At 39.7% G+C, this 25,224-nt stretch carries 27 protein-coding genes; 20 read left to right on the forward strand and 7 right to left on the reverse strand.

Going from position 1 to position 25,224, the window contains the following annotated elements:
* The first annotated feature begins 29 nt into the window (after positions 1 to 29).
* Together BVH02_RS04325 and BVH02_RS04330 are read left to right on the forward strand one after the other, a co-directional pair.
* Positions 30 to 824 (forward strand): HipA family kinase, encoded by a 795-nt coding sequence (locus BVH02_RS04325; protein ID WP_086499351.1) that lies wholly within the window; start codon positions 30 to 32, stop codon positions 822 to 824.
* Complete coding sequence (locus BVH02_RS04330; protein ID WP_086499353.1) at positions 802 to 1,185, forward strand: DUF3037 domain-containing protein; 384 nt, start codon at positions 802 to 804, stop codon at positions 1,183 to 1,185. The genes BVH02_RS04325 and BVH02_RS04330 overlap by 23 nt, the downstream gene beginning before the upstream one ends.
* Before the next feature lie 160 nt (positions 1,186 to 1,345).
* On the opposite strand, the gene serS is transcribed toward BVH02_RS04330, so the two are convergent.
* Both serS and BVH02_RS04340 read right to left on the reverse strand, forming a co-directional pair.
* The gene (gene serS, locus BVH02_RS04335; RefSeq protein ID WP_086499355.1) at positions 1,346 to 2,620 is read right to left on the reverse strand and encodes a serine--tRNA ligase; all 1,275 of its coding nucleotides are present in this window, start codon (positions 2,618 to 2,620) and stop codon (positions 1,346 to 1,348) included.
* Positions 2,621 to 2,659: 39 nt separating this feature from the next.
* The gene (locus BVH02_RS04340) at positions 2,660 to 3,427 is read right to left on the reverse strand and encodes a hypothetical protein (protein ID WP_086499357.1); all 768 of its coding nucleotides are present in this window, start codon (positions 3,425 to 3,427) and stop codon (positions 2,660 to 2,662) included.
* Positions 3,428 to 3,501: 74 nt separating this feature from the next.
* Between BVH02_RS04340 and BVH02_RS04345 the strand changes: the two genes are divergently transcribed.
* The 14 genes from BVH02_RS04345 to BVH02_RS04410 all read left to right on the forward strand — a co-directional run bounded on the left by BVH02_RS04345 (position 3,502) and on the right by BVH02_RS04410 (position 16,098).
* Positions 3,502 to 4,479 carry an isopenicillin N synthase family dioxygenase gene (locus BVH02_RS04345; protein ID WP_086499901.1) on the forward strand — a complete coding sequence of 326 codons (978 nt, stop codon included), beginning with the start codon at positions 3,502 to 3,504 and terminating at the stop codon, positions 4,477 to 4,479.
* Between the two features lie 3 nt (positions 4,480 to 4,482).
* Positions 4,483 to 5,682: a chromate efflux transporter gene (chrA, locus tag BVH02_RS04350; protein ID WP_086499360.1), complete on the forward strand. Its 1,200-nt coding sequence runs from the start codon at positions 4,483 to 4,485 to the stop codon at positions 5,680 to 5,682.
* Between the two features lie 92 nt (positions 5,683 to 5,774).
* Entirely contained in the window at positions 5,775 to 6,440 is a 666-nt protein-coding gene (locus tag BVH02_RS04355; RefSeq protein ID WP_086499425.1) for a CBS domain-containing protein, read from the forward strand.
* Between the two features lie 3 nt (positions 6,441 to 6,443).
* Positions 6,444 to 7,319 (forward strand): NAD kinase, encoded by an 876-nt coding sequence (locus tag BVH02_RS04360; protein WP_086499428.1) that lies wholly within the window; start codon positions 6,444 to 6,446, stop codon positions 7,317 to 7,319.
* 104 nt (positions 7,320 to 7,423) lie between these two features.
* Positions 7,424 to 8,173: a type IX secretion system protein PorG gene (gene porG, locus BVH02_RS04365; protein ID WP_086499431.1), complete on the forward strand. Its 750-nt coding sequence runs from the start codon at positions 7,424 to 7,426 to the stop codon at positions 8,171 to 8,173.
* An 83-nt stretch (positions 8,174 to 8,256) separates the two neighbouring features.
* Positions 8,257 to 8,994 (forward strand): isoprenyl transferase, encoded by a 738-nt coding sequence (locus BVH02_RS04370; protein WP_086499903.1) that lies wholly within the window; start codon positions 8,257 to 8,259, stop codon positions 8,992 to 8,994.
* Between the two features lie 7 nt (positions 8,995 to 9,001).
* Positions 9,002 to 11,701 carry a BamA/OMP85 family outer membrane protein gene (locus tag BVH02_RS04375; RefSeq protein ID WP_086499434.1) on the forward strand — a complete coding sequence of 900 codons (2,700 nt, stop codon included), beginning with the start codon at positions 9,002 to 9,004 and terminating at the stop codon, positions 11,699 to 11,701.
* Positions 11,702 to 11,792: 91 nt separating this feature from the next.
* Positions 11,793 to 12,323: an OmpH family outer membrane protein gene (locus BVH02_RS04380; protein WP_086499436.1), complete on the forward strand. Its 531-nt coding sequence runs from the start codon at positions 11,793 to 11,795 to the stop codon at positions 12,321 to 12,323.
* Between the two features lie 13 nt (positions 12,324 to 12,336).
* Positions 12,337 to 12,882 carry an OmpH family outer membrane protein gene (locus tag BVH02_RS04385; protein WP_086499440.1) on the forward strand — a complete coding sequence of 182 codons (546 nt, stop codon included), beginning with the start codon at positions 12,337 to 12,339 and terminating at the stop codon, positions 12,880 to 12,882.
* 237 nt (positions 12,883 to 13,119) lie between these two features.
* Positions 13,120 to 13,425, forward strand: a complete 306-nt coding sequence (gene trxA / locus BVH02_RS04390; RefSeq protein WP_086499443.1) for a thioredoxin — start codon at positions 13,120 to 13,122, stop codon at positions 13,423 to 13,425.
* A gap of 286 nt (positions 13,426 to 13,711) precedes the next feature.
* Complete coding sequence (locus tag BVH02_RS04395; RefSeq protein ID WP_086499446.1) at positions 13,712 to 14,389, forward strand: outer membrane beta-barrel protein; 678 nt, start codon at positions 13,712 to 13,714, stop codon at positions 14,387 to 14,389.
* A gap of 103 nt (positions 14,390 to 14,492) precedes the next feature.
* Positions 14,493 to 14,987, forward strand: a complete 495-nt coding sequence (locus BVH02_RS04400; RefSeq protein WP_086499448.1) for an RNA polymerase sigma factor — start codon at positions 14,493 to 14,495, stop codon at positions 14,985 to 14,987.
* Positions 14,977 to 15,288: a hypothetical protein gene (locus BVH02_RS04405; RefSeq protein WP_086499450.1), complete on the forward strand. Its 312-nt coding sequence runs from the start codon at positions 14,977 to 14,979 to the stop codon at positions 15,286 to 15,288. Before BVH02_RS04400 ends, BVH02_RS04405 begins: the two co-directional genes overlap by 11 nt.
* Before the next feature lie 12 nt (positions 15,289 to 15,300).
* Positions 15,301 to 16,098: a Spy/CpxP family protein refolding chaperone gene (locus BVH02_RS04410; protein WP_086499454.1), complete on the forward strand. Its 798-nt coding sequence runs from the start codon at positions 15,301 to 15,303 to the stop codon at positions 16,096 to 16,098.
* Between the two features lie 107 nt (positions 16,099 to 16,205).
* On the opposite strand, the gene BVH02_RS04415 is transcribed toward BVH02_RS04410, so the two are convergent.
* The 4 genes from BVH02_RS04415 to BVH02_RS04430 all read right to left on the reverse strand — a co-directional run bounded on the left by BVH02_RS04415 (position 16,206) and on the right by BVH02_RS04430 (position 19,879).
* Positions 16,206 to 17,888: a DUF885 family protein gene (locus BVH02_RS04415; RefSeq protein ID WP_086499458.1), complete on the reverse strand. Its 1,683-nt coding sequence runs from the start codon at positions 17,886 to 17,888 to the stop codon at positions 16,206 to 16,208.
* Positions 17,889 to 18,054: 166 nt separating this feature from the next.
* Positions 18,055 to 18,264 carry a hypothetical protein gene (locus BVH02_RS04420; RefSeq protein ID WP_086499459.1) on the reverse strand — a complete coding sequence of 70 codons (210 nt, stop codon included), beginning with the start codon at positions 18,262 to 18,264 and terminating at the stop codon, positions 18,055 to 18,057.
* Positions 18,265 to 18,276: 12 nt separating this feature from the next.
* The gene (locus BVH02_RS04425) at positions 18,277 to 18,810 is read right to left on the reverse strand and encodes a hypothetical protein (RefSeq protein WP_086499462.1); all 534 of its coding nucleotides are present in this window, start codon (positions 18,808 to 18,810) and stop codon (positions 18,277 to 18,279) included.
* 202 nt (positions 18,811 to 19,012) lie between these two features.
* Positions 19,013 to 19,879, reverse strand: coding sequence for an AraC family transcriptional regulator (locus tag BVH02_RS04430; RefSeq protein WP_086499464.1), 867 nt, complete (start codon positions 19,877 to 19,879; stop codon positions 19,013 to 19,015).
* Positions 19,880 to 20,010: 131 nt separating this feature from the next.
* Between BVH02_RS04430 and BVH02_RS04435 the strand changes: the two genes are divergently transcribed.
* A complete protein-coding gene (locus tag BVH02_RS04435; RefSeq protein ID WP_086499468.1) occupies positions 20,011 to 20,901 on the forward strand; it encodes a dihydrodipicolinate synthase family protein in 891 nt (296 codons plus the stop codon).
* Positions 20,902 to 21,002: 101 nt separating this feature from the next.
* On the forward strand, positions 21,003 to 22,448 hold the full coding sequence (locus BVH02_RS04440) for an aldehyde dehydrogenase (NADP(+)) (RefSeq protein ID WP_086499470.1): 1,446 nt from the start codon (positions 21,003 to 21,005) through the stop codon (positions 22,446 to 22,448).
* Between the two features lie 72 nt (positions 22,449 to 22,520).
* On the opposite strand, the gene BVH02_RS04445 is transcribed toward BVH02_RS04440, so the two are convergent.
* Entirely contained in the window at positions 22,521 to 22,796 is a 276-nt protein-coding gene (locus BVH02_RS04445; protein ID WP_086499472.1) for a DUF4235 domain-containing protein, read from the reverse strand.
* Between the two features lie 78 nt (positions 22,797 to 22,874).
* Between BVH02_RS04445 and BVH02_RS04450 the strand changes: the two genes are divergently transcribed.
* Together BVH02_RS04450 and BVH02_RS04455 are read left to right on the forward strand one after the other, a co-directional pair.
* Positions 22,875 to 23,873 carry a 4-hydroxyproline epimerase gene (locus BVH02_RS04450; RefSeq protein ID WP_086499905.1) on the forward strand — a complete coding sequence of 333 codons (999 nt, stop codon included), beginning with the start codon at positions 22,875 to 22,877 and terminating at the stop codon, positions 23,871 to 23,873.
* Between the two features lie 86 nt (positions 23,874 to 23,959).
* A complete protein-coding gene (locus tag BVH02_RS04455; protein ID WP_086499474.1) occupies positions 23,960 to 25,210 on the forward strand; it encodes an NAD(P)/FAD-dependent oxidoreductase in 1,251 nt (416 codons plus the stop codon).
* Positions 25,211 to 25,224: the final 14 nt, after the last annotated feature.

Here is a 25,224-nt window from a genome sequence, read left to right on the forward strand (position 1 = left end):
CTTACCCATCCAAATCCATAATCTAAAAAATGGACAAAACTTTAACACTACGCACGGTAAACGTGACCCGTTACATCTTACCACTCAGGGAAGGTGGGTCTTTGCCTGCGCTTGCGGATGCAGATGATGGATTCAAATACGTCCTGAAATTCCGTGGAGCAGGCCAGCGAGAGAAAGCACTCATCGCAGAATTATTGGGTGGAGAGATCGCTAGAGCATTGGGACTGAAAGTACCAGAACTCGTTTTTGCCAATTTAGATCCAGCTTTTGGGAGATCTGAGGGCGACGAAGAAATCCAAGATCTCCTCAAAGGAAGTCAAGGGCTTAACCTTGCGCTGCACTTCTTATCCGGAGCTATTAATTATGATCCCGTAGCTATGAGCACAGATCCACTTTTAGCTTCGCAAATAGTTTGGTTGGATCTATTTATCACGAATGTGGATCGGACTTTCCGAAACACAAACATGCTTCTGTGGAATCGAGAGCTTTGGCTAATCGATCATGGCGCATCATTTCTATTTCAGCATGCTTGGGTGAATTGGAAAAAAAATGCAACGGGACCATTTCCCATCATCAAAAACCATGTTCTCCTTCCAGTCGCTTCCGAACTTGAAGCTGTAAACAAGGAGTTCAAGAGTATTTTGACTCCAGAAATTATCAAAACAATCGTACAAACAATCCCAGAGGAGTGGCTACTTGCCGGTGGTGACTCCGATGATGCTAATGAAGTGAGACAAGTTTACAATGACTTTCTCAATTCCCGCCTTTCCTATTCTGATCAATTCATAAAAGAAGCTAACGATGCAAGAACAGCACTTATATGAATATGCGATCATTCGCGTAGTCCCACGAGTGGAACGTGAAGAATTCATCAATGTCGGGGTGATTATCTGCCACTGGAAAAGGAATTTTCTAGCATGTAAGCTTCACTTAGATGCAAATAAACTTCTGGCTCTTGATCCCTTGGCAGATGTAGAAATGATCGAACTGAATCTTGCTTCATTCGAAAAAATAAGTACAGGTGATATCGATGGGGGCAATATTGCCACGATGGATTTAGCCTCTCGATTTAGATGGCTTACGGCAGTGAGAAGTTCTATTATCCAAACTTCAAGACCGCATTCTGGCTTTGCCGATGATTTGGAGAAAACGCTGGAAAGGCTTTTTGATGAAAATGTGCGGTAATGTAGACTTGAGCTATAAGATTCAAGAATTAAGAAAAAAACCTATCAACCATCGGATTAAAAAAACAAGCCGATATACCTAAGCGAGAGCTAACGGGAATTGCCTAAAAATCAAAAAAGAGTGAAGAAATAATCTTCACTCTTTTTTATAGTCGTATTTCTCAGGAAATCTTATCAAATCCTAAATACGGATGAAGCACCTTCGGCATGTTTATTCCATCAGGTGTTTGATTATTCTCTAAGATAGAAGCTACAATTCTAGGCAATGCCAAAGCAGAACCGTTCAGAGAATGTGCTAACTGGGTTTTCTTATCAGCTCCTCTGAAACGCAGTTTCAGTCGGTTCGATTGGTATGTTTCAAAGTTAGAAACAGAACTAACTTCCAACCATCTCTCCTGAGCGGCAGAATACACTTCCATATCATATGTCAAAGCAGAAGTAAAGCCCATATCACCTCCACAAAGTCTTAGTACGCGATAAGGTAACTCAAGCTTTTGTAACAGGCCTTGTACATAAGAACTCATGCTTTCCAAAGTCTCATAGGATTTATCAGGATGAGTGATCTGCACGATCTCTACTTTGTCAAACTGATGAAGTCTGTTTAGCCCTCTTACGTGCGCTCCCCAGCTGCCTGCTTCTCTACGGAAACATGGAGAATGACCTACATTTTTTATAGGAAGATCACTTTCAGAAAGTATCACATCACGATAAATATTCGTGATTGGAACTTCCCCTGTTGGAATCAAATACAACTTATCAGCATCCGCATAGTACATCTGCCCTTCCTTATCCGGAAGTTGACCAGTACCAAAACCAGAGTCTTCATTCACCAAAATCGGTGGCTGAATCTCATAGTAGCCTTGATCTAATGCTTCGTCCAAGAAAAAGTTAATGAGTGCACGCTGAAGTCTAGCTCCTTTGCCTTTATAGACAGGGAATCCAGCTCCTGTGATCTTTACTCCAAGGTCAAAATCAATAATGTCGTATTTCTTGATAAGATCCCAGTGAGGAAGTTTACCATCATACAAGTCAGGAATTGCTCCACTTTCCAATACCACCTGATTGTCTTCGGCAGATTTGCCAGCAGGAACAGAAAAATGAGGAATATTAGGAATGGTATAAAGCAAGGCCAGCAATTCTTCTTCCACCTTAGCATTTTGATCTTCAAGATTCTTGCTATGAACCTTTAGATCTGCTGTCTTTTCTTTGATTTTAACCGCCTCTTCAGCCTTTCCCTCGCGCATCAAAACACCAATCTCCTTCGAAATTGCATTCATCTCGCTTTGTATCTGATCACGCTCTGACTGGCTAGACTTTCTCAACTCGTCCAGCTCAACTGCCTGATTCAGTACAGTTTCTGCATTGGGGAAATTTCTCTTTTGAAGTCCGGCAAGTACGCCGTCGAAGTTTTCTCGAATTTGATTAACTAAAAGCATCTTAAAATCTTTGAAATTGAAGCGCCGAAGATACGCATGTTAGCGAACAATGATGTCTTTACTCACACTTGAAAATGGCCCATCCAGTTCTTTTCCATCAGAGCGAAGTAAACGCACTTTGACTTGATAGGTACCTACGGGAAGATTCTCTATCCTGACAGGAGCCATATGATCAATTTGATAACGTAGCTCATTTAACTCAATGGATACTTTAAGTGCATCAAGCTTCATGTCCCCTCCTACGACCAAGAAATCAATGATCACTTCGCTTCCCACTTCATAAACCTGGTCTGATCTAGGGAAATTCAACGCTAAGTAGGGCTCTGCAGAATAAGGGAAAGGTCTTGAATTCCCTACTTGAAAATCTCTGTCTATATAATTTCCAAAATTTTTCAAAGCCAATCCTTCTTCATCTACTAAGTAGGCAACTACTCGATAACTTCCTACCTTAAGATCTCTTTGGAAGATTGGCGAATAAAATCCTACAGGATCTCCCCCATTTAAGATATTAAAAAGTTTAAATTCTTTTGTAGCACTTAAATCAAACGGGAAGTTTTTGACATTGAATTCAAAAGGCACCTTTCCTGGTTTGAAGATCTGATTTCCTAAAGGAGTGTATAACTCAAGAATAGCATCTGGATAGGCTGCTTGATCCTCATACTGAAAAAATTTCACTTGAGGAGCAATTGCTTGTTCAGGATCTTGATTAGGTGGTAGAACCACTACTTCCTCATTCACGCGCTGTTTTTCGGCAGAACAAGCTGAGAAAAGGCAAATCAAAGAGAGTAAAGTCAGGATTTTATTCATACAGCATGTAAATTGAGATTAAAGATATTTAATTTTAAACATAAATTAGACCTTGAACTATAATGCATCCAGATATGGAAATTCTATTTGACGAGATACCAAGTTTAGACTTAGCTGATTTTACAGCTGGTACACCTGCTCAAAAGGCAGCATTTGTACAGAAACTTGGCGAAGCCTATCAAAATATAGGTTTTGTGGCTATCAAAAACCACGGTTTGTCACAAGGTCTTCAAGATAGACTTTACGGATCTATCAAAGACTTCTTCAAATTGCCAGATGCAATTAAGGAAAATTACGAGAAACCAGAAATCGGATTTCAGCGTGGCTACACGGGTAAGGGAAAAGAACATGCCAAAGGCCGGAATACCGGTGATCTAAAAGAATTTTATCATGTGGGACAAGAGTTAAGTAGAATCCCGGACACTGACCCGATCAAATCTGAGTACCCTCCAAACATCTGGCCTACGGAGCTACCAGAATTCGAAAACGATGCAAATGAAGCCTATCGTACCTTAGAAAGTGCCGGCAAAGCCATGCTTCAAGCTATCGCACTTTCATTGGATTTGGATGAAAATTTCTTTGAAGACAAAGTCGCACATGGAAATTCTATCTTAAGACAAATCCACTATTTCCCTATAGAAAATCCTGATGCAGTGCCATCAGACGCAGTAAGAGCTGCAGAGCACGGAGACATTAATTTGATCACATTATTAATGGGCGCAAGTGCGGATGGACTTCAGGTAAAACGAAAAGACGGGAAATGGATACCGATTACAGCCCTCCCCGATCAATTAGTGGTGAATGTGGGCGACATGCTGGAAAGATTAACAAACAAAAAATTGAAATCCACTATTCATCGCGTGGTCAACCCGCCACGAGAAAAAATGAATACCAGCAGATATTCTATTCCTTTCTTTATGCACCCACGCTCCGAAATGGACCTCACTTGTCTAGAAAACTGTGTAGACACTAGTCATCCAAAACAGTATGAAGACATCACTGCGGGAGAATTCTTAGAAGAAAGACTTCGCGAGCTTGGTCTGCGAAAATAAGGGATGTCAGTAAAGCAGGTCCGATATTATTTGTTTTTGAAAGATACGATCATGCTTTCTCTTACCGCTTTTGGTGGCCCGCAGGCATTTCTTGCTATGCTACTTGAACGAATGGTGAAAAGAAGAGCATATATATTGGAGGATGAGCTGTGGGAGCTAAATGCATTGTGCAATATGCTCCCAGGCCCAGCATCCACTCAACTCGTGTGTGCTATAGCATATCGTGTCGGCGGTCCAAACTTAGCTTACCTCGCTTTGATTGTTTGGATCTTACCTGCTACGCTGCTGATGATTTTCGCAGCATTACTCATTCATTTTCTACAGGAGAATACGCCCGGCGCTTTGAATTTTGCGCGATTCATTCAGCCTATGGCAATTGGATTTATCATTTTCGCTGCGCAAAAAATAATTGGAAAGACAATCAAAACTACCGAAGCAATGGTCCTAGTTTTGATATCGGCTTTTGTCTCGTTCTTTTACAGTTCACCTTATATTTTCCCGGTATTATTAACTATAGGCGGATTAAGCACCTCAATTAAATATAAGCAGCAACCTAAACTGAAAAAAGATGCCCCGCTGAAAATCGAATGGGCCAATTTCTATTTGTGGGCTGGAGTACTCATAATGGCTGCCGTACTGGGTGCTATTACAAAGTACCAACCAATCATCCTTTTCGAGAATTTCTACAGAAACGGAAGTTTGATTTTCGGAGGTGGCCAAGTATTGGTCCCTTACTTATATACCGAATTTGTGGATTTCAAACATTTCCTGAGTTCTGAAGAATTCCTTACAGGATATGCGATATCGCAAGGCATCCCTGGCCCAACCTTTAGCATTTCATCCTATGTCGGAGCGCTTTCCATGAAAGAATTTGGAACTACAGGCTTCTTCATAGGAGGGTTTATAGCTGCTGCGGGGATTTTCCTCCCTGGAATCTTTTTAATCTTTTTTGTAATCAGATTTTGGGATCAATTGAAAAAATATAGGCCTGTTCGAGCTGCTTTAGAAGGAATTAATGCCGTATCATGCGGAATGCTTATCGCTGCAGCTTACTTGCTTTTTGAGCCTTTGGAGGCAAACGGCTTGAATATTCTATTTATTCTAACGACATATATGCTTCTTCAATTCACTAAAATCTCATCCCCAATAATCATCGCTGGGGGAGTGATACTGGGGATTGTTTACAATAATTTCTTTCTGTAAAACTGAGATATCTCTAGTTAATTTATACCTAAATGAACGAGAATAGACTTAGTGACGTTTTAAAATCTAAATTCATTCCCTATCTTTCTTTTATGCAGGCATACGAATACATCAACAATCTGATCCCACCCCTGAAGCTTTCTGATAAAACAGGAATGGCTTTGGCATGGATGGAAGAAATCAGAACTGACGTACTTCCTGTTATTGATAAAGGGGTTTTTTTAGGACTTATAAAAGAAGAAAGAATATTTGAAGTCAATAATCCTGACACATTAATTGCTGATATTGAGCCTTCAAACCCACAATGTTGGGTTTTTTCAGACAAACATATTTACGATGTACTTCGTGTCAGTTCAGAGCAAAAATCCAACATCGTGGCTGTTTTAGATAGAGACTCAAACTATCTCGGTGTTGTGACCATGGAGGATTCTATCGCTGCATTTGCAGATAGCCTCTCGATAAAATCACAGGGGAGCGTGGTAATCTTATCGATAAGTATGACCGATTATAGTTTATCTGAGATTTCTAGAATAATTGAATCTGATAATGCAAAAGTTCTCAGTTCATTTATTACAACCGACCCTTTGGATGATAGTAAGATCAAACTCACTTTAAAGCTTGATCAAACCGAACTTAGGCATATAAAAGCAACGCTCGAACGATTTGGTTATAAGGTCATCGATCATTACCAAGAGGAAAGTGGTGTAAGCAGTGAAGAAGATAGAATCGGTAATTTACTCAGGTTTCTAGATATTTAGTTCATGAAAGTCGCCCTTCATGGCTTATCGCTGAAAGCAGAACTGTTTTCAGAAGTACAGTCACTTTTTACCGAACTCAACAAGCATCAATTCGAAATATTTGCTACCGAACAATTTGATCGGCAATTACGCATGCATGGCCACAAAGCATTAAATTATTGGGTTCTAGAAGGGCGGGAAGACATGGCTGCTATGGATTGTGTGATATCTATAGGTGGAGATGGGACGTTATTGGATGCAGTTTGCCAAGTCGGAGAACTCGAGATCCCGATTTTAGGTCTTAATACTGGCCGATTAGGTTTTCTTGCTACAGTGGCAACAGAAAAGATTTCTGATGCCATAGCAGACTTAGCCTCCAACAATTACCAGCTTGAATCAAGAGCTCTGATTTCCCTGCAAAGTCATAGAAAACTCTTTAATGGTTTGAATTTTGGATTGAATGAGTTCACCATACACAAGCGCGACACCTCATCTATGATCACGGTCCACACCTATATAGACGGAAAATACCTAAACAGCTATTGGGCTGACGGCTTAATTGTCTCTACGCCGACTGGTTCTACAGGCTATTCTCTAAGTTGCGGAGGTCCATTGATATCGCCAGAGGCAAAAAATTTTGTAATTACTCCGGTAAGTCCTCATAATTTGAACGTGAGACCTATCATTGTTTCTGATGAAAGTGAGATCAGTTTTGAAATAGAGGGCAGAGCAGAGAAATTCTTAATATCTTTGGACTCAAGATCTACGTCAATTTCGTCAGAAGTGAAACTAAGTGTAAAGAAGGAAAGCTTTTCAGCTAAACTAGTAAAGTTACCTCATTATCATTTCTTTGATACGCTAAGACAAAAACTGAATTGGGGTTTTGACATGAGAAACTGATTTGGAGCCCAATAGACTTAACCAATTTGAGCTTAACAATTATTAACCCGCTAAATACTGAGATGCGTTTTTTAAACGTTAGGTACTTCATATCTTGCATCGTCTTGAAAAAGGTCAATTTTCAGATTACCAACTACTTACTCGCATTTTTGCTGCTTTTTCTAGGATTTTCCTCTGAAATTCAAGCTCAAAATTACGAAATCGGTGGTGGCTTAGGAGTCGCCGCCTATTCAGGTGATATAATTAGAAAAATTGACCCGGGCCAATTAGGACCCCAAGTCACGTTGTTTGGCAGGAGAAATTTTGACAATGTGTGGGCACTTCGTGTCGGCATTTCAGGTGGAGCACTTTATGGTGCTGATAGCATCAAACCTATTGATCAATTAGCGTTAATCAGAGACGGTAGATTCAGAGCTGGAGTAATGGAGGCATCGGCAGTGGTGGAGTTTAATTTTCTAGACTACCTTTCCCCTAATTCCGAGTTTCGATTTGCACCTTATGCCTTCTTTGGCATCGGCTACACGCTCGCATTTGCGAAAGGAAATACTTATGGATTTAACGTATCTACCAGGTACAACTTAAGTACTTTGGTTATTCCATTTGGTGGTGGAGTCAAGTATAAATTGAATGAGCGCTGGACCGTAGCAACGGAATTAGGCTTTCGACCAACCTTTACGGATTACCTCGATAAAATAGATAGCACAGAGCCTTCAATTCCTAGATTCCAGGATCCTTCAAATCCTAATCAGCCTTATGGAATTAACTTTGGTAATGCTTATGACAGAGATTGGTACTACTTCCTTGGAGTTACGATCAGCTATACCCTCATGACTACCAAATGCTACGCATATTAATTAATCAAGCCCTAGGGCGAATATTTGGAAAAGAAATGGCATTTTTGTACCTCCAAAAAAGTAAGGGACCGGAAACGGCTGGAATGAAAGAATCATCTGACAATATCAATAACCCAAAGCATATCGCAATTATCATGGACGGCAATGGTCGCTGGGCCACGAAAAAGGGGGCTATGCGAATATTTGGACATAAAAATGCCACAAAGGCGGTTAGAGAAGCCATAGAAGGAGCCGATAGTCTTGGGGTTAAATTCTTGACCTTATTCTCATTTTCAACAGAAAACTGGTCAAGACCCAAAGCTGAAGTTGATGGACTAATGGAACTCCTAGTGAAGACCATGTCTGACGAGGTTCCAATGTTAATGAATGGCAATTTCAAATTAGAAAGTATTGGAGATGTAGAAAGCCTACCGCCTTCAGCCTATAAAACACTAAATAGGGTGAAGGAAATCACCTCTAAAAATACCGGACTCAAGGTGATCTTAGCATTAAGCTACAGTGGTCACTGGGAGCTCACTCATGCAGCTAAACACATTGCTCAAAAAGTCTCCGAAGGAAAATTGAATGTTGAGGACATTACCGAAAAAGTAATGGCTGAACATCTGGCAACAGCCGATTATCCTGATCCTGAATTAATGATCAGAACTAGCGGTGAATATCGGATAAGCAATTTTCTACTTTGGCAATTGGCCTACACAGAGATGTATTTCACCCCTGTGCTATGGCCAGATTTTAGAAGAGAGCATCTCTTTACTGCAGTTTCCGATTACCTATCACGGGAAAGGAGATTTGGTAAAACAGGTGAGCAAGTTAAATCTTAAGTAATTAATGAAAAGAAGTTTACTGATTCTGTTTTGTCTAGTTTGGGCAAGTTCAGCAATGGCGCAAATACGTTTGGGTCAAAGTCGCTATGCCTCAAGCAAGCCAATCGATATTTTGGAGCTGAATTACGCTAAGCCTCAAACCTATAGAATCGCAGAAATAAAAGCTGTAGGGCTCACCACCCTGGATGAAATCGCCATTCTTTCCTTATCAGGATTGAAAGTGGACGATGAAATAGAGGTGCCTGGAGATGCAATTTCAAATGCTCTAAAAAAGCTGTGGGGACAAGGAATCATAGGTGATGTGAAAATCTTGGTGACCAAAATAGAAGGCTCCGATATCTCCTTACTTCTAGACTTAACTGAGAGACCTAGATTCTCACGAGTTGAGTTTACAGGAATGAACAAAACTCAGCAAACAGAACTCAAGGATAAGGTAAATATAAGAGGTCGAGTAGTCAGAGATGATGTTTTAAATAACGCCAAAAGGACTATTGAAAAATATTACCTTGACAAAGGTTTCATGAATGCTGATGTGAAAATTAAGCAGGAAAGAGATACTACCTTACCCAATTCGGTGAAATTAATTTTTGACGTTGAGCAAAACTCAAAAGTTAGAATTAACGCCATCGAATTCTACGGCAACGTAGAAGTAGACGATTCCAAACTTAAAAAGAAGCTAAAGAAAACTAAGGAACATGCTCGTGTAAGCATTTTCAAAGATGGCTATTCCAGATTAACAGATGCTACTACAGAAGACATTAAAAACACCATATTTCACACAGATTCTGTCTCCAATCAGGATGTAAAAGAATACATCAATAAGAATTTTAAACTAAACTTCTTCAATGGCTCCAAGTACATTCCTAAGGAATACAGAAATGACAAGGACAATGTGATTAACTTTTACCAAAGTAAAGGGTACCGTGATGCCAAGATCACTGCAGATTCAATCTATACATTTACATCGGACAAAATCAACATTGATATTGCCCTTGAAGAGGGACAAAAATACTACTACAGGAATATCACTTTTAATGGGAATTACATTCACCCAGACCAAGTATTACTTGCGAAGTTAGGTATCCAGAGAGGTGACGTTTACGATAAAGAAAAACTAGACAAACGTCTAAACTACGATCCTTCTAAAGGGGATGACGTAAGTTCACTCTATCAAAATGATGGCTACCTATTCTTTACAATTGATCCTGTGGAGATAAATGTCGCAGGTGATTCGATTGATTTGGAAATGAGGATTTTTGAAGGTCCTCAAGTCACTGTAAACAGTGTAAATATTAGTGGAAACGAAAGAACCTCTGATCACGTAGTCATGCGTGAAATACGCATCCTTCCTGGTCAAAAATTCAACAGAGAGCTGCTTGTTCGTACCATTCGTGAACTATCCACGCTGGGTTATTTTGACCCTGAAAAAATTGAGCCAGATCTAAGACCAAATTTCGAAGCGGCAACTGTAGATATTACCTTCAAATTAGAAGAAAGACCAAATGACCAGATTGAACTATCTGGTGGTTGGGGCGGATTCTACGGCTTTGTAGGTACAGTAGGTCTTTCATTCAATAATTTCTCCCTGAAAAACATCAAAGATTTCTCCAAATGGGATCCACTACCTGTAGGTGATGGGCAAAAGCTTTCACTTCGTGTTCAAGCAAATGGTAAATCGTTTCAGAATTACTCCGTATCCTTGACTGAACCATGGTTTGGTGGGAAAAAGCCAAATGCACTTAGCTTTTCATTCAATCACTCGGTACAGCGCCAAATAGATTACTTTAGCCAATCTACTTTTGGAAATGACTTGGGTTCCTTTCAGATCACCGGTGTGACATTAGGACTTGCCAAACGAATTACCTGGCCAGACGATAACTTCAGTATTAGTAACTCCTTACAGTTTCAGGTTTATAATTTTGATAGATATGGAACCTATTTCGGGCTAAGCTATCCTACAGGGACATCTAAAAGTATTACATTAAACACTACAATTGCCAGATACAACATTGATAACCCAACGTTTCCTCGGTTCGGATCAAACATAACACTGTCCACTGCTTTTACTCCTCCTTATTCTTCTCTGCATAAAAATATTACCGAAGAGTCCATTGATCAGGAGAAATATAAGTGGCTGGAATACCATAAGTGGATGTTTGACGGGTCATTCTACACACCCTTATTTGGTTCTACCAAATTGGTGGCAAGTGCAAGAGCGCATATGGGCTACCTAGGTTCTTACAGTCAAAAGATTGGACTTATTCCATTAGAAAGATTTGTAATGGGTGGTGACGGTATGTCCATGAATAACTTTGCTTTGGGACAGGAGATCATCGGTTTACGGGGCTATGAGAACCAATCTATTACTCCAGGTGCACTTACAAGAGGCCAAGAAGGTGCAGAACCATACGGAGGTGTAGTGTATAATAAATATGTGATGGAAGTGAGATACCTAATTTCTCCAAATCCATCGGCAACGATCTTTGTACTTGGTTTTGCAGAGGCAGGTAACAATTGGGGGTCCTACAAAGACTTTAACCCATACGATCTGAAAAAATCAGCAGGATTGGGTGCAAGAATCTTTATGCCAGCATTTGGCCTACTTGGTATTGACTGGGGCTATGGATTTGACAAAGCAACACCTAATGCACTCCAACGAAGTGGCTCACAGTTCCACTTTACTATAGGCCAGCAAATACGATAGGTATAAATATAGTACGGGATTTGTTAATTTATGCAAAAATTGAGGTTTTAGGATTGTTAAAAAATCGAGTCATAGTTAACTTCATAAACTCATGAATAGATCACTGAAAATTGTATTTTTGCTGCTTATAGTGCTTCAAACAGGGCCTGTAGCAGCTCAGAAGTTCGGTTACATAGATTCAGAATATATCCTCAATAAGCATCCTGACTATAAGGTAATACAGAAAGAGCTTGAGATAGTCAGCTCGCAATGGAAGAAAGAGGCACAAAATTTGGATAAAGAGATCAAAGATCTTACTGTTCAGCTCAAGGCTGAAGAAGTATTACTCACAGAAGAAATGTATCAGCAACGGCTGGAACAAATTAATTTGAAAAAAAAAGAATCCCAAGAATTCAATAGTAGAGTCTTCGGAATTGACGGGCAGTATTTCCAAAAACAAGCAGAATTAATGCAGCCTTTACAATCCAAAATCTACGATGCTATTGAGCGAATGACTCGTAGAAACAACCTTGGAATGTTATTTGATAAAGCTGCTGCACCATCGGCAATTATCTATACAGATCCCAGACATGATTATTCGGAATTCGTCTTGGAGGAATTGGGAATAGAAGACAACAAATAAATAGAACACAGAAATGATGAAAGTAAAAGTTATCCTTTCCGCAGTAGCCTTGCTTTGCGTAGGATTTGCAGCCCAGGCTCAAGATGTTAAGATTGGTTATACCAACGTAGAGTTTATCATGGATATTATGCCAGAGATGGAGCAAATAGCCGCTGATGTTAAAGACTACGAAACTCAGCTTCAGACTACTATGCAACTGAAAGCTGAAGATTTCCAGCGTCAAGTACAAACGTATCAGCAAGCTGCTCAGACAATGACTGAAGAAGCTAGAGCTGCTAAAGAGCAGGAACTAACTACGCTTCAGGGCACCTTGCAAAAAATGGAATCTGATACTCAGATCAGCTATCAGAGAAAATTGGGAGAGCTACTTTCACCTGTACAAACTAAGGTGATCAATGCAATCAATGCCGTAGCAGCAGAAAACAACTACACGCATATTTTCGCTGAGTCAGCTGGTCAAGCACCTATTCTTCTTTATACTAAAGAAGAAGACAAATTTACTGAGCTAGTATTGGCTAAGTTAGGCCTTAAGATGCCAGCTGCTCCTGCAGCAAAATAATTAACTACAGTAACTAACAAGCCGCTAACTCGATTTCGATTTAGCGGCTTTTTTTATGAATATAAACCACAAAGAGGTTACATAGAAAGGTACAAAGTTCGCGGATCAGTAGATTAAACTCGCTTGATTGGTCGGTGAAAAATCAACTGCACGCATTTCGACTATAGTAATTGCGATTGACTAACTAATTACTATCTACATTTCACTAACTACCTCTTACAATTTTCACTTCTATACATGCCAAAGCGAAATCCTAAGGATATAATCATAAAAAGCCAAGAGGCCGTATTAGTTGATTTTTATGCAGACTGGTGTGGCCCTTGCCATACGATGGATCCTATCATAGGCGAAGTGATTTCAGAACTACAGGGAAAAATAAAACTTCTAAAAATCAACATAGATAAAAGTCCTCAGCTGGCCCAGCAGTTCGCTGTTCGCTCTATCCCAAATTACATACTTTTCAAAAAAGGTAAAATTCTCTGGAGAAAAGGCGGTTTGATAACAAAGAGAGATTTACATCATGCATTGAAAGGATTTGTATAAAACAAACTAATCCACATTTGGGGAAGTGTAAAGAAAAAACGATACATAATTCAGACCTCAATAACACAAAGCCAACCTAATCCAACTAGGAAAGTTTATTCAAGCCCAACACAAAAACTCTTAGCTCGATAAATCAGTGAATTGCACCTGACAAAATCTATAATTGGTTACTTTTAGAAATGAAATGGATCATGTCTACTTCGATACACAGTGTGATGCTTATACTACCTTCGAGATTCCTCCAGATAGCTATCGGGATGTCATTTGAAAATCAAATTATAAACAGATGAATAGATTCTTTCTTACAGGCATTTTCGTTTTAATAACATTAACATCATATGCTCAAACTAGTGTAGGGATTCGAGGTGGATACACGACTTCTACTTACTCTTACCGCCCTGTTCCAAGCAGTAGAGCTACATCTGTTGACGGAATAGGATCTCCTAGTTTTGCATTAGTTTTTGAACATTTCAACTCAAAAAATGCTGGAATTGAAGTAAATATGCAATTTCTAAGAATTGGGTATTCACAGATTGAAGTAGATTCTGATCCTATTAGGACAAACAGCACACAGTTTGATTACTTGAAAATCCCGATCCTATCAAGCTTTTTCATTGGAAGGTCAGGGAGATTTCAGATCAAAGCTGGTCCACATCTTGGCTATATGCTTCAAGTAAAAGACATAACTAGGGAATATTCGGATGCGACTCCGCTGGAAATTCCGACCTTTGGAGGAGCAAGCGACAATCCTAAAAAAATCATGTACGGTCTCACAGCCGGCGCAGGAATTTCCAAGCTATTTGGTAAAAGTACATTGGCTGGAGAAGTACGTTTCGCGTATGATTTCACTAACCCTGAAAGTCAAGATCGTATTTTTGACATGAATTCCACTAATTTGGAATTTACACTTGCTTACTTATTTAGAATTAAAGAATCAAAAATTGAAATAATTTCAACACCCTAACGGAAACAATCATTTTCCCTTTAAATATTTCAATTTTAAAATCTTATAAATTTTTAATTCTTCCTGTCATATATTAGGTTCTTTTCCCGACTAACGGATGTAAATGAATCACAACCAGCTTGATCATATTTTAAAAGCCAATCATAGGGATGCATACCTCTGGGCTAGGCAATGTTGCTCCTTTGATGATGAGATGGCCAAGGATGTGCTTCAACAGTCGTATTTGAAGATTTTGGAAGGACAGGCTAAACTCAAAGATGTATCAAAAGCAAAAACCTGGCTATTTTCCATCATCAGATATACCGCAATAGATAGTCTGCGCATAGCTGGAAAAGTCGTTTCTCTTTCTGACTCCTACGACCCGATAGAGATTCATGAGGAAGTGGACACGACGGACTACGAGGGAATAATAAAGCACTTACCAGAAATGCAGCGGGAAGTTATTTTGATGGTTTTTTATCATCAGATGACTATCGCTCAAAGTGCGGAAATTCTCCAAATCGGCTTAGGAACTGCGAGAACACATTACGATCGCGGGAAAAAGAAACTCAAGGAATTAATTACCAAAGTTCAAATCCAGGAAGAATATGGAAAATAACGAACATTTAGAACGGTTTTTTGAACAGATGAAAAATCAGGATGAGCAACTAGAAATCCCAACATTTCCATCTGTTCATACTCGGAAATTCGGCTTTTGGATTCCTGCAGGAATAGCTGCATCCATGGGCTTGGCTTTTCTATTCCTTCAAGAACCTACCACTGTAGAAATCACTTCTCCGGAAGTGGTGATCATAACTCTACAAGAAGATGAAAATCAAAATCAACATTTCACTATAGAAGAAACCACATTCCTAGACACTTGGGAATCTCCTACTTCTTCATTATTGACAGAATATTAAAATACCTTCATTATGAAAAAAATACTCTTTATTTATCTACTATGTCTTTCTGGAATAGCTTATAGTCAGCAGTCACAAGTATACATTCAAAAGCAAAATTCATCAAATCAGGACATTTTTCAGAAAAATCTTTACTCCGCAGATAAAGTGATGGAAATGCGAAATGAACTTGATCTTACAGAAACTCAAGCAACGAAAATTAAAAAAATCCATAGTGAAAATGCTGGAAAATTCAGTACTATGAAATGGGATTTGGATGATGCTACATTAAAACTTAAAGCATTTTTGAATGAATCCAAGATCGATGAAGTGGCTGTGCAAAAACAAATGGACAAAGTACTAGCCTTAGAAAATGCGATGAAGAAACAACAACTTAGCACGATGGTTTCTATTAAAAATGAACTGAGCGAAGAGCAGCAGGAGATTTTACAGGGTCAGCATGTCCAAACTGTAAATGGGATAAGTATCACCGGATATGGCAAAAATTCAGTTAGTTCATCATCTACCATACAAGGTTATCCTATTATAAAAGTAGGCAAACCCCTTGGTGGTGCAAATGGAGTAGAATCGACAAGTAATTCTTCCCCAAAAATAATTTTACAAGCGTCAGGTACTACTCCGGAAAATGCACCACTCTATATGCTAGACACAAAAGATGGGATGAAAGAATTAAAGTCCTTGAATTCTATTAATCCAAATGACATTGACAGCATCAATGTCCTGAAAGACAAAGCGGCGATTACTACATTTGGTGAAAAAGGTAAAAATGGCGTAATCATTATTAAGCTAAAAGAAGATTCTAAAAAGTAAAGGAAATGAGTGTATAATGAAAAAGGAGCGCGGTGTTCGGGCTCCTTTCTTCGTTTCACACACTCCAAGAACGCAAAGAGTTTTTCTAGTTTTAAGCAAGAATACCTCTAATCTAAAAACTTCCAACTTGCTTCGTGGTCCTTTTTGAGTGTCTGGCCAGTGACTTTTGCGCGCAAAATCTCCACTGGCATCGCATTTTGACTTAATACCAGATCGTGGTATTCCTTCTCGGTCATCATCCCAGAATTGACCACTTCTTCCCTCAAGGCATTAAACTCTAGAGCTCCGATCATGTAGGCAATCTGATACAAAGGCCCATAGTTGCCTTCAAAGGATCTTCGCACTTCAGCTTCAGCATTTGCACGTTCATGGCCTACTTTATCTACTAACAAGTCCACACATTCCTGTGGAGTCATATTCTCCAGATGATAATTCAGGGAGAAAATAATTCGTGCGGAACGGTGCATTCTCCAGAATAGCATGCCAACTCTATCTTTAGCATCTCTAGGGAAGCCTTTGTCCCACAGGATAAACTCCCAATACAAAGCCCACCCTTCTGTCCAAAATGGCGTTCCAAACATACGGCGATGTGTCATATTCCGCTGGTTCATAAATTGCTGTAAATGATGACCAGGAATCAGTTCATGATGAACTACAGCTCTAGAAAAATGTGGGTTATTTCCCCGCAAGCTCATCATTTTGTCTTCTTGACTCATTCCAGAGGTTGGGTAAGCTATCTGGATGGATTCGCCACCAAGAAAGAAAGGACTAATACGCTGCCGATCTGCAGATAACATGACAGTTCTCCAAGTTTCTTTAGCCAAAGGTGGTACTGTAACCAAATCCTTTGATTCTACATAATCTGTAGCTTCTTCTGCCAATCGAATTACTTCTGCTGGCCATTCTCCTGCTGGTAAATATTCATTCTTTACCATTTCCAAAGCGGCTTTCCAATCATTTCCAAATCCTAATTCATTGGAGGCTTTCAGCATTTCCATCTCGCACCAAGCGAATTGCTTCTCCGCTTCTTTTATCAACTCCTCTGGGGAATATGCAATCATTTCAAATGCCAGTTGTTTTTCCAGTGCATTTCTCCCTATTGGTCTGCCTATGATCCCACTTCCATCATCTTTCACAGAGTTAGTATAGTGCTCCCGTAAAGCCTGAGAATAAGCCTTCATACTCGCTTCCAGATTTTTCCATGGCTCAGGCATCCACCAAGTGAACATGGGATCAAAATCATAATAATAGGAATATGCTTCACTGGTTGTTCTATTCATCGCATCCACTGCTGCCGCAGCAAGATCGGCTTTCTGCCAACTATTATATTTAGGCGTGGAAGCCAAATTCTTGAATTGCGCATCTACCAGTTTAGAAACTTCGTTCCAAGTAGCTGCGAGCATTTGCGGATCTGGCTTCTGCGCTCTCCGTCGTCCTTGATAAAACTCTTCTAATGGTTTTGAAAAAGCTAAAACTTTAAATACTTCATCAAAAGACCCTTTGTCTATTGCCAATTCTGCCAGTTCTTTCTCTAGATAATTTCTGAATAAAACATAATCGATTTTACCATCCTCAGAAAGCGAATTGTAATTCACTTTTCCCAATTCAGTCAAATAATCTTGATTGAATTTTTGTATTCTGGAAAAGTATTCGTTGGAAAGAGAGTTAGAATACAATCTTCTCAAAGCTCCGTAATCGGCCTGATAGCTTTGAATAGTTTGGGCTAATTCAGTAGCAAATAGCAACTGAAATGAGAGGAAGAATAAGAATAGCAGTAAGGACTTTTTCATTAAAGGAAAGTATCAGGTTGAAAATTAATCTAGTATAGCTAATCTCCTTAGAAATAAATGCAAGAAATACACAAACATTACAAATGATACTTTTGATGGATTCGGAAAGAAACAAAAAAAGGCTCCTTCAAATGAAGGAGCCTCTCAACAATAAAGACGTAATTAATTACCTTTTCTTTCTCAAAAGAGCTACCAATATCAATACGAATAATGCTCCTCCGACGACCCAAGCCCAAGGCTGTTGGTACCACTCTTTCTTACCGACATTAATATCGATATCTAATCCACCGTCTTGAGCGAATGCTGCAACAGAAAAGAACATGGTCATTAAAAATAGAAATGCGCTCTGAGAGTACTTCTTCAATTGATTTTTCATGGTTGTTTGGTTTTATTTGAATCTAATATTATAAGTAGCAGCTACACCAATAGTCTGTATATCTAGTGCAGTACCTTTAGTAAATACTTGATTATAAAAAGCAAAAATATTCCAATCATAATTATGGTATCCAACTTGTGGACGAATATAAAAACCTCCGTCAGTTGCAATATCCCCTGTTAAAAAGGTGTATCCAATATCAGTACCTACAAAAAATCCTGATGGTTCTGGATAATATCTTAGCATCAATCCTAGTGGAATTGCACCAAAATCAGCAGCATCAATTAGATCTTTATTAGCGAAATATTTAGTATAACCTGAAGCTATACCTAAACCGAAATTATCAGTTCTCATGAACTGACCCGCTACTTCAACACCAAAAGCAAATGACGAATAGTCACCTATATCTCCCACTGGGATTCCCATGTTAAGACCTAGTTTGAGCCAGGAATTTTCTTCGTTCATGTCTTCAATTTCTCGGGTGGTCTGAGCGTAAGTGGCAAAAACTGCCATCATAAGTGTTAGTGATAAGAGTATTTTTTTCATAGTTGTATTGTTTTCATTTGTATAGCCAAACCCAATGCCATGTAAAATCACAAAACTCTTTTTCCTGCTCTAAGCGCTTACAGATAGGCTTTTAACACATTTTCACACTATCTAAAAAACAATTTATGAAGATATAAACGCAAAGTTGAAATACCCGATTTTGGGGAATTATATTCCCAAAACTACCAAGTGTCAGTCCATCCTATTCCAATTTTCTCCAATCTTTAGGAGTCATTTCAGTGAGGAGTTTAAAACTTTTATTGAAATGTGATAAAGTCTGAAATCCAACTTCAAAGGAAATTTCAGAAATACTTTTATCCGTCTCAAGCAAAAGCTTTTTGGCCTCTGTAATTCTCAATTGCTGCACATACTGTGTGAAAGTTCTTCTTGTTCGCAACTTAAAAAATCTGCAAAATGCCTCTTTACTCATATAAGCCTGCTCAGCAACTTCCTCCAAACTAATATGGCGAGCACAATTATCCAAGATAAACCGCATCACGTGATCCATCCGTCTCCCCTCTCGTTCGCTCATAGTTCGCAGTACAGGTATCTGATTCAAAGCCTTTAAATCTGTAGAATTAAAATCCAGTAAACTTAAGATTGCTAGACTTTGATGAAGCTTGGAAATCCCTGTAAACGCCCCAAACCCACTGAGCAGCGTAGCTATTTTGTCACGCATTTCTCCCTGTAACTGAAATGAACCCGTGATTTTCTCACTGAGCTTGGCTAGTTCATGAAATTCCTCCACCTCTTCCAAAGCAGTTCCCAAAGCCTGAAAATCAAAGAATATTGTATTACCAGCTACCGTCAAACCCCTCTCTTCCCTGAAATATTCTCCATCGCTCCTAAAAACATGCGGAATACTTTCTCCTAACAAATACATATCTCCAGGACCAAATCTCCCTACATAATCTCCAACAAGGAACTGCCCTCGCCCTTCTATTATCAAGGTAAGTTGGGCCTGAGGATGCTGGTGAAGCTTATTATAAAAGTACTTCCCACGATCTTCTTGAAATTGGATAAATGTCTTCTCAGACTTTGGAATCTGAAATGATATAACTTTGCTCATTCCCTAAACTAGTCTTCAATTGTTAGATTTTATAGAATACTTATCCCTTTTAATCAAAATAGAACCATTTTTTACTAAATGATGAAAGGCATAAGGACATGGAAGACCGTAATTTTGAATAAAAAAACGCTATGAACTGGAAAGGTGTATTCCCCGCTATAACGACAAAATTCCATTCAGACGGAAGTTTGGATATGGATTTATTTTTTAAAAATATTGATTTCCAGCTGGAATGTGGAGTTCATGGATTTATCCTAGGTGGTACCCTAGGCGAAAGCTCTGTACTTTCTCAAGAGGAAAAAATTACGCTGACCCGTGAGACAGTAAATTATCTTGATGGCAAAGTTCCAGTGATTTTGAATATCGCAGAAGGTGCTACCAAAGATGCCCTCTTTTGGGCAGCCAAAGCCGAAGAGCTAGGTGCAGAAGGTTTGATGCTTCTCCCTCCTATGAGATATGCAGCTGATGCAAGAGAAGTAGTAACCTATTTCAAAGCTGTAGCTAATAGCACTAAACTACCAATCATGATCTACAATAATCCGACAGATTATAAGACGTTGGTTACCATAGACATGTTTGCAGAGCTGGTTGAGTGTGAAAATATCGAGTCTGTCAAAGAATCAACTAGAGATATCTCCAATGTGACTCGCATGAGGAATAGATTTGGAGACAGATTCAAAATTCTTTGTGGTGTGGATACTTTGGCTATGGAAGAATTGGTGATGGGTGCAGATGGCTGGGTAGCTGGTTTAGTTTGCGCATTTCCGAAGGAAACAGTCGCAATATTCAATCTAGTCAATGAGGGCAAATATGATGAAGCTAGAGAAATCTACCGTTGGTTTATTCCACTTTTAGAATTGGATATTCATCCAAAACTTGTTCAATACATTAAGCTAGCAGAGCAGCATTGCGGAATAGGATCTGAGTATGTGAGAGCGCCACGATTAACATTAATCGGTGAAGAAAGAGAGCGAGTTGAAAAAATCATTACTGAAGGCTTAGCGAAAAGACCTAAATTGTAGGACAAAGCTGAACGAAAGGAGACCGAAAACAGAACAAAAGATCGATCTCCTTCAAGCTATAATTTCCAATCTTTCAATTTTCCAATTATAAATTCGAACCTATGACCCTAGACCAAATTTTCAACGCAGCACAAGAAGCATTTTTGTCCTATAAAAAAATCTCAGGAAGTAAAAAGGCGGATTTCCTGGAGAAAATTGCAGAAATACTCGAAGAAAATAGATCAGCGATAGTACTACTGGCGGTGCAGGAATCGAATTTGCCAGAAGGTAGAATAAATGGGGAATTAGGGCGTACGACAGGACAGATCAAGCTCTTCGCAAATCAACTCAGAGAAGGGAGCTGGGTGGAAGCGACCATTGATCCTGCAGATCCACAAAGATCACCGATGCCCAAAGCTGATATTCGAAGAATGTTGATTCCGATCGGACCAGTGATAGTTTTTGGTGCCAGCAATTTCCCATTGGCGTTTTCCACAGCAGGTGGAGATACAATTTCAGCTTTAGCAGCTGGATGTCCTGTGATCTACAAGGGTCATCCAGCTCATCCAGACACTTCAAAATTTGTAGCTCAATGCATTTCTCAAGCCGTCCAAAAATCTGGCTTGCCTGAAGGCGTTTTTACACATGTGGAAGGCGGAGTAAAAATGGGACAGGATCTCGTGAAGCATCCTTTGGCTAAAGCAGTTGCCTTTACTGGGTCTTACTCAGCCGGAAAATCTTTATTCAATATAGCAAGTGACCGGGACGAGCCAATTCCTGTTTATGCAGAAATGGGCGCTGTAAACCCGATTCTGGCTTTTCCAAAACGCTTAGCCAATGAGCTAGTTCCTTTGGCTCAAAGCTATATTGGCTCGCTTACTCTTGGGGCTGGCCAATTTTGTACGAACCCAGGTTTGATTTTTGTTCCAAAAGAGTTAGCTGGAAGATTTGCGAATGCCGTCTCGGAAGCATTACAAGGTGCAGCTGCATCACCGATGCTCCATGAAGGAATTGCAGAATCATATTATAAAGCGCTCACTGAACTTCAGCTTAGATCAGAACTAAATTGGGTAAAAGTCCCAGATGCTAAGCATTTGATAAATGCAAGCCCGGCCTTGGCAGAAATCAGTGCCACCGATTGGATGGCAGACGACATTTTCCAGCAAGAAGTATTTGGCTCCTTTGCCCTCATGGTAGTTTATGAAAATGAAAATGAGCTCATCCAAGTTGCCAAGAAACTACATGGACAACTCACAATCACACTTTGGGCTGATAATTTGGAGTTAAAAGCTAATACAGAACTCGTTAATTTATTGGAGGAAAAATGTGGACGATTACTATTCGTCGGGGTACCAACAGGAGTAGAAGTTGGCTACGCCATGCACCACGGTGGGCCTTTTCCATCCACAACTAATACGAATAGCACTTCTGTAGGAGCGCATGCAATTAAGCGATTTGCAAGACCGATTGCATTCCAAGATATGCCAGCAGACTTATTACCAGATGCCTTGAAAGATGGTAATCCTCTTGAGATAATGAGACAAGTGAATGGGGTCTGGTCCAAGTAAGCTTAGCAATTTTACTTTCTGTTTTCCAAGGCAAGTTTAGATATGTAGAAACAAAAGAGTCTAGCGACAATGTTAGCTTATATGTTCTGGTAATTCTCCGTCCATTTTCTTCCACTGTTTGGTTAAAAATTTGCGCACTAACAATTTTACCGAAATACCAACTGCAGCGGTTATAGATGTGTAGAGCAAAACTTTTGCGAAAGTCGCATCATCGGATTCAGGGTTTATAGGAGCAGGATCCCCAGTAACAGCCTCATATCGATTGTCCACAGCGGCTTTTGCTAAGGCAGCAACACTTAAAGAGAGGACAGCTGAAATTATTTGGAATTTAGTCTTTGAGAGATTCATATGATTTTTCTATTTGATAACCCAAAAAACGTGCATAATTCAATTTGGTCAAATAATCAAACTACTAAAAGCTACTTAATGAAAAACACCTTTTCGTGTATAGATGCCCATACCTGCGGCAATCCTGTTCGGGTAGTTTCTGGCGGAGTTCCTTTTCTTAAGGGAGAAAACATGCTGGAAAAACGCCAGTATTTTCTGGAGAATTATGATTGGATCAGAACTGGGCTAATGTTTGAGCCCCGAGGTCACGACATGATGTCTGGATCTATGCTCTTTCCCCCTCACAATCCCGAAAATGACGTAGCCGTACTCTTCATAGAGACTAGCGGATGTCTTCCAATGTGTGGCCATGGAACGATTGGAACAGTCACGATTGCAATTGAGGAAGGATTAATCCATCCTAAAACCCCCGGAAAGCTAAGACTAGAAACTCCGGCGGGATTGGTTCTAGTAGAATACATACAAGAAGGCAAAAAGGTCAAATCTGTCAAACTGACGAATGTAAAAAGTTTTCTTGCAGCAGAAGGCTTGGAGATAGAATCTGATGAACTCGGCAAATTGACGGTAGATGTTTCCTATGGAGGCAATTTCTATTGCATCATAGATCCTCAGGAAAATTTCCCAGGAATTGAGCATTTTAAAGCCGAACAATTGATTTCAATGGCACGCTCCCTTCGCAAAAAAATGAATGAAAAATACGAGTTTGTTCATCCAGAGCAACCAGCTATCAGAGGACTTTCTCATGTACTCTGGACAGGCAGAACTCTAGACCCAACCAGCACGGCAAGAAATGCAGTATTCTATGGTGATAAAGCAATTGACCGCTCACCATGTGGGACAGGGACTTCTGCTCGACTAGCTCAGTGGTACGCAAAAGGACTATTGAAACCGGATGAAGACTTCATTCATGAAAGCTTTATTGGGTCAAAATTCATCGGAAGAATCGAAGAAGAAACTGAAATAGCCGGCAAACCAGCAATCATCCCAAGCATTGAAGGTTGGGCAAAAGTGTACGGATATAACACAATCATCCTAGATGATGACGACCCGTATGTGCATGGATTCCAAGTAATATAATAGTTATTAGACACAAGACATAAGTATCAAAACCCGCGGCACCTTAATGTATTAGGACTTGATACTAACTACTTGATACTTATTTCATGAAACCAACCCTCATCATCGGCGGCGGAATAATTGGCCTGTTTACCGCGTATTTTCTTCAAAAGGAAGGTATTGAAGTTCAGGTAATCGATCAAGGCGACATGCAAACGAATTGCTCCACAGGCAATGCTGGCATGATAGTGCCAAGTCATATTATTCCCTTGGCCGCTCCAGGAATGATCAGCAAGGGGATATCATGGATGTTTTCTTCCAAAAGCCCATTTTACATTCATCCACGACTGGACGCCAAACTTTTGAAATGGTGCTATCAGTTTTATAGAGCCTCCAATCCAGCTCACGTGCAGCGCAGTGTTCCAATTTTGAAAAACCTGAGTTTGCTTAGCAAGGCACTTTATCAGGAATTTCACGATGTTCACCCTGACTCTAAGATTGCACTTCAGGAGAAAGGATTAATGATGATCTACCAAACCGCGGCAGTAGAAAAAGAGGAAATCGAATACGCCAAACTTGCGAATGCCAATAGTTTGCAGGCTGATATTCTGACCCCTGAAGACATCAGAACTTTTGAACCAAACTTAGAAGTGAAAGCTCGTGGAGCTGTTCATTTTCCAGGCGATGCACATTTGGACCCTGGTAAACTATACGAATTTCTGAAAAGCTATTTACAGGATAGAGGCGTAAAATTTCTTGCAAACACCAAAGTAACCGGCTTTGAAAAAAGTGGAAATACAGTAAAAGCTGTCATCACGGACAAAGGAAAAATAGATGCAGAAAAAGTGATTCTAGCTGGAGGTTCTTGGTCTGGTGAGTTAGCGGGTTTATTAGGTTTTAGTCTTCCTATGATGGGAGGAAAAGGATATTCTTTCCTTCAGGAAAACAAACCTGAAATTATGCAATCCTCGATTCTTACGGAATCGAAAGTGGCTGTCAGCCCTTATGGTAATCAAATTCGCTTTGGTGGAACCATGGAAATCGCTGGTACCAATCAGAAAGTAAACCTTAACCGCGTGAAAGGTATTTTCGAATCCATCAATCGATACTACCCAGAATTCGAAGCGAAGTTCCCTGAAGAAAATAAAATCTGGAAAGGCTTAAGACCTTGCTCGCCAGACGGACTTCCTTATATAGGGTTCGCTCCAGGCTATTCCAACCTATTGGTCAACTCTGGACATTCCATGATGGGAATCAGTCTGGCTCCCGCTTCTGGCAAAATTATAAGTGAACTACATCAGCAGAGAGACACTACCCTTGAGTTGAAAGGTTTTGAAGTGGATAGGTATTCAAATTGATAATGACTTTTGAG

Origin of the sequence: Algoriphagus ratkowskyi, from assembly GCF_002150505.1 — a bacterium.
In the GTDB taxonomy this organism is placed as follows: Bacteria; Bacteroidota; Bacteroidia; order Cytophagales; family Cyclobacteriaceae; genus Algoriphagus; species Algoriphagus ratkowskyi.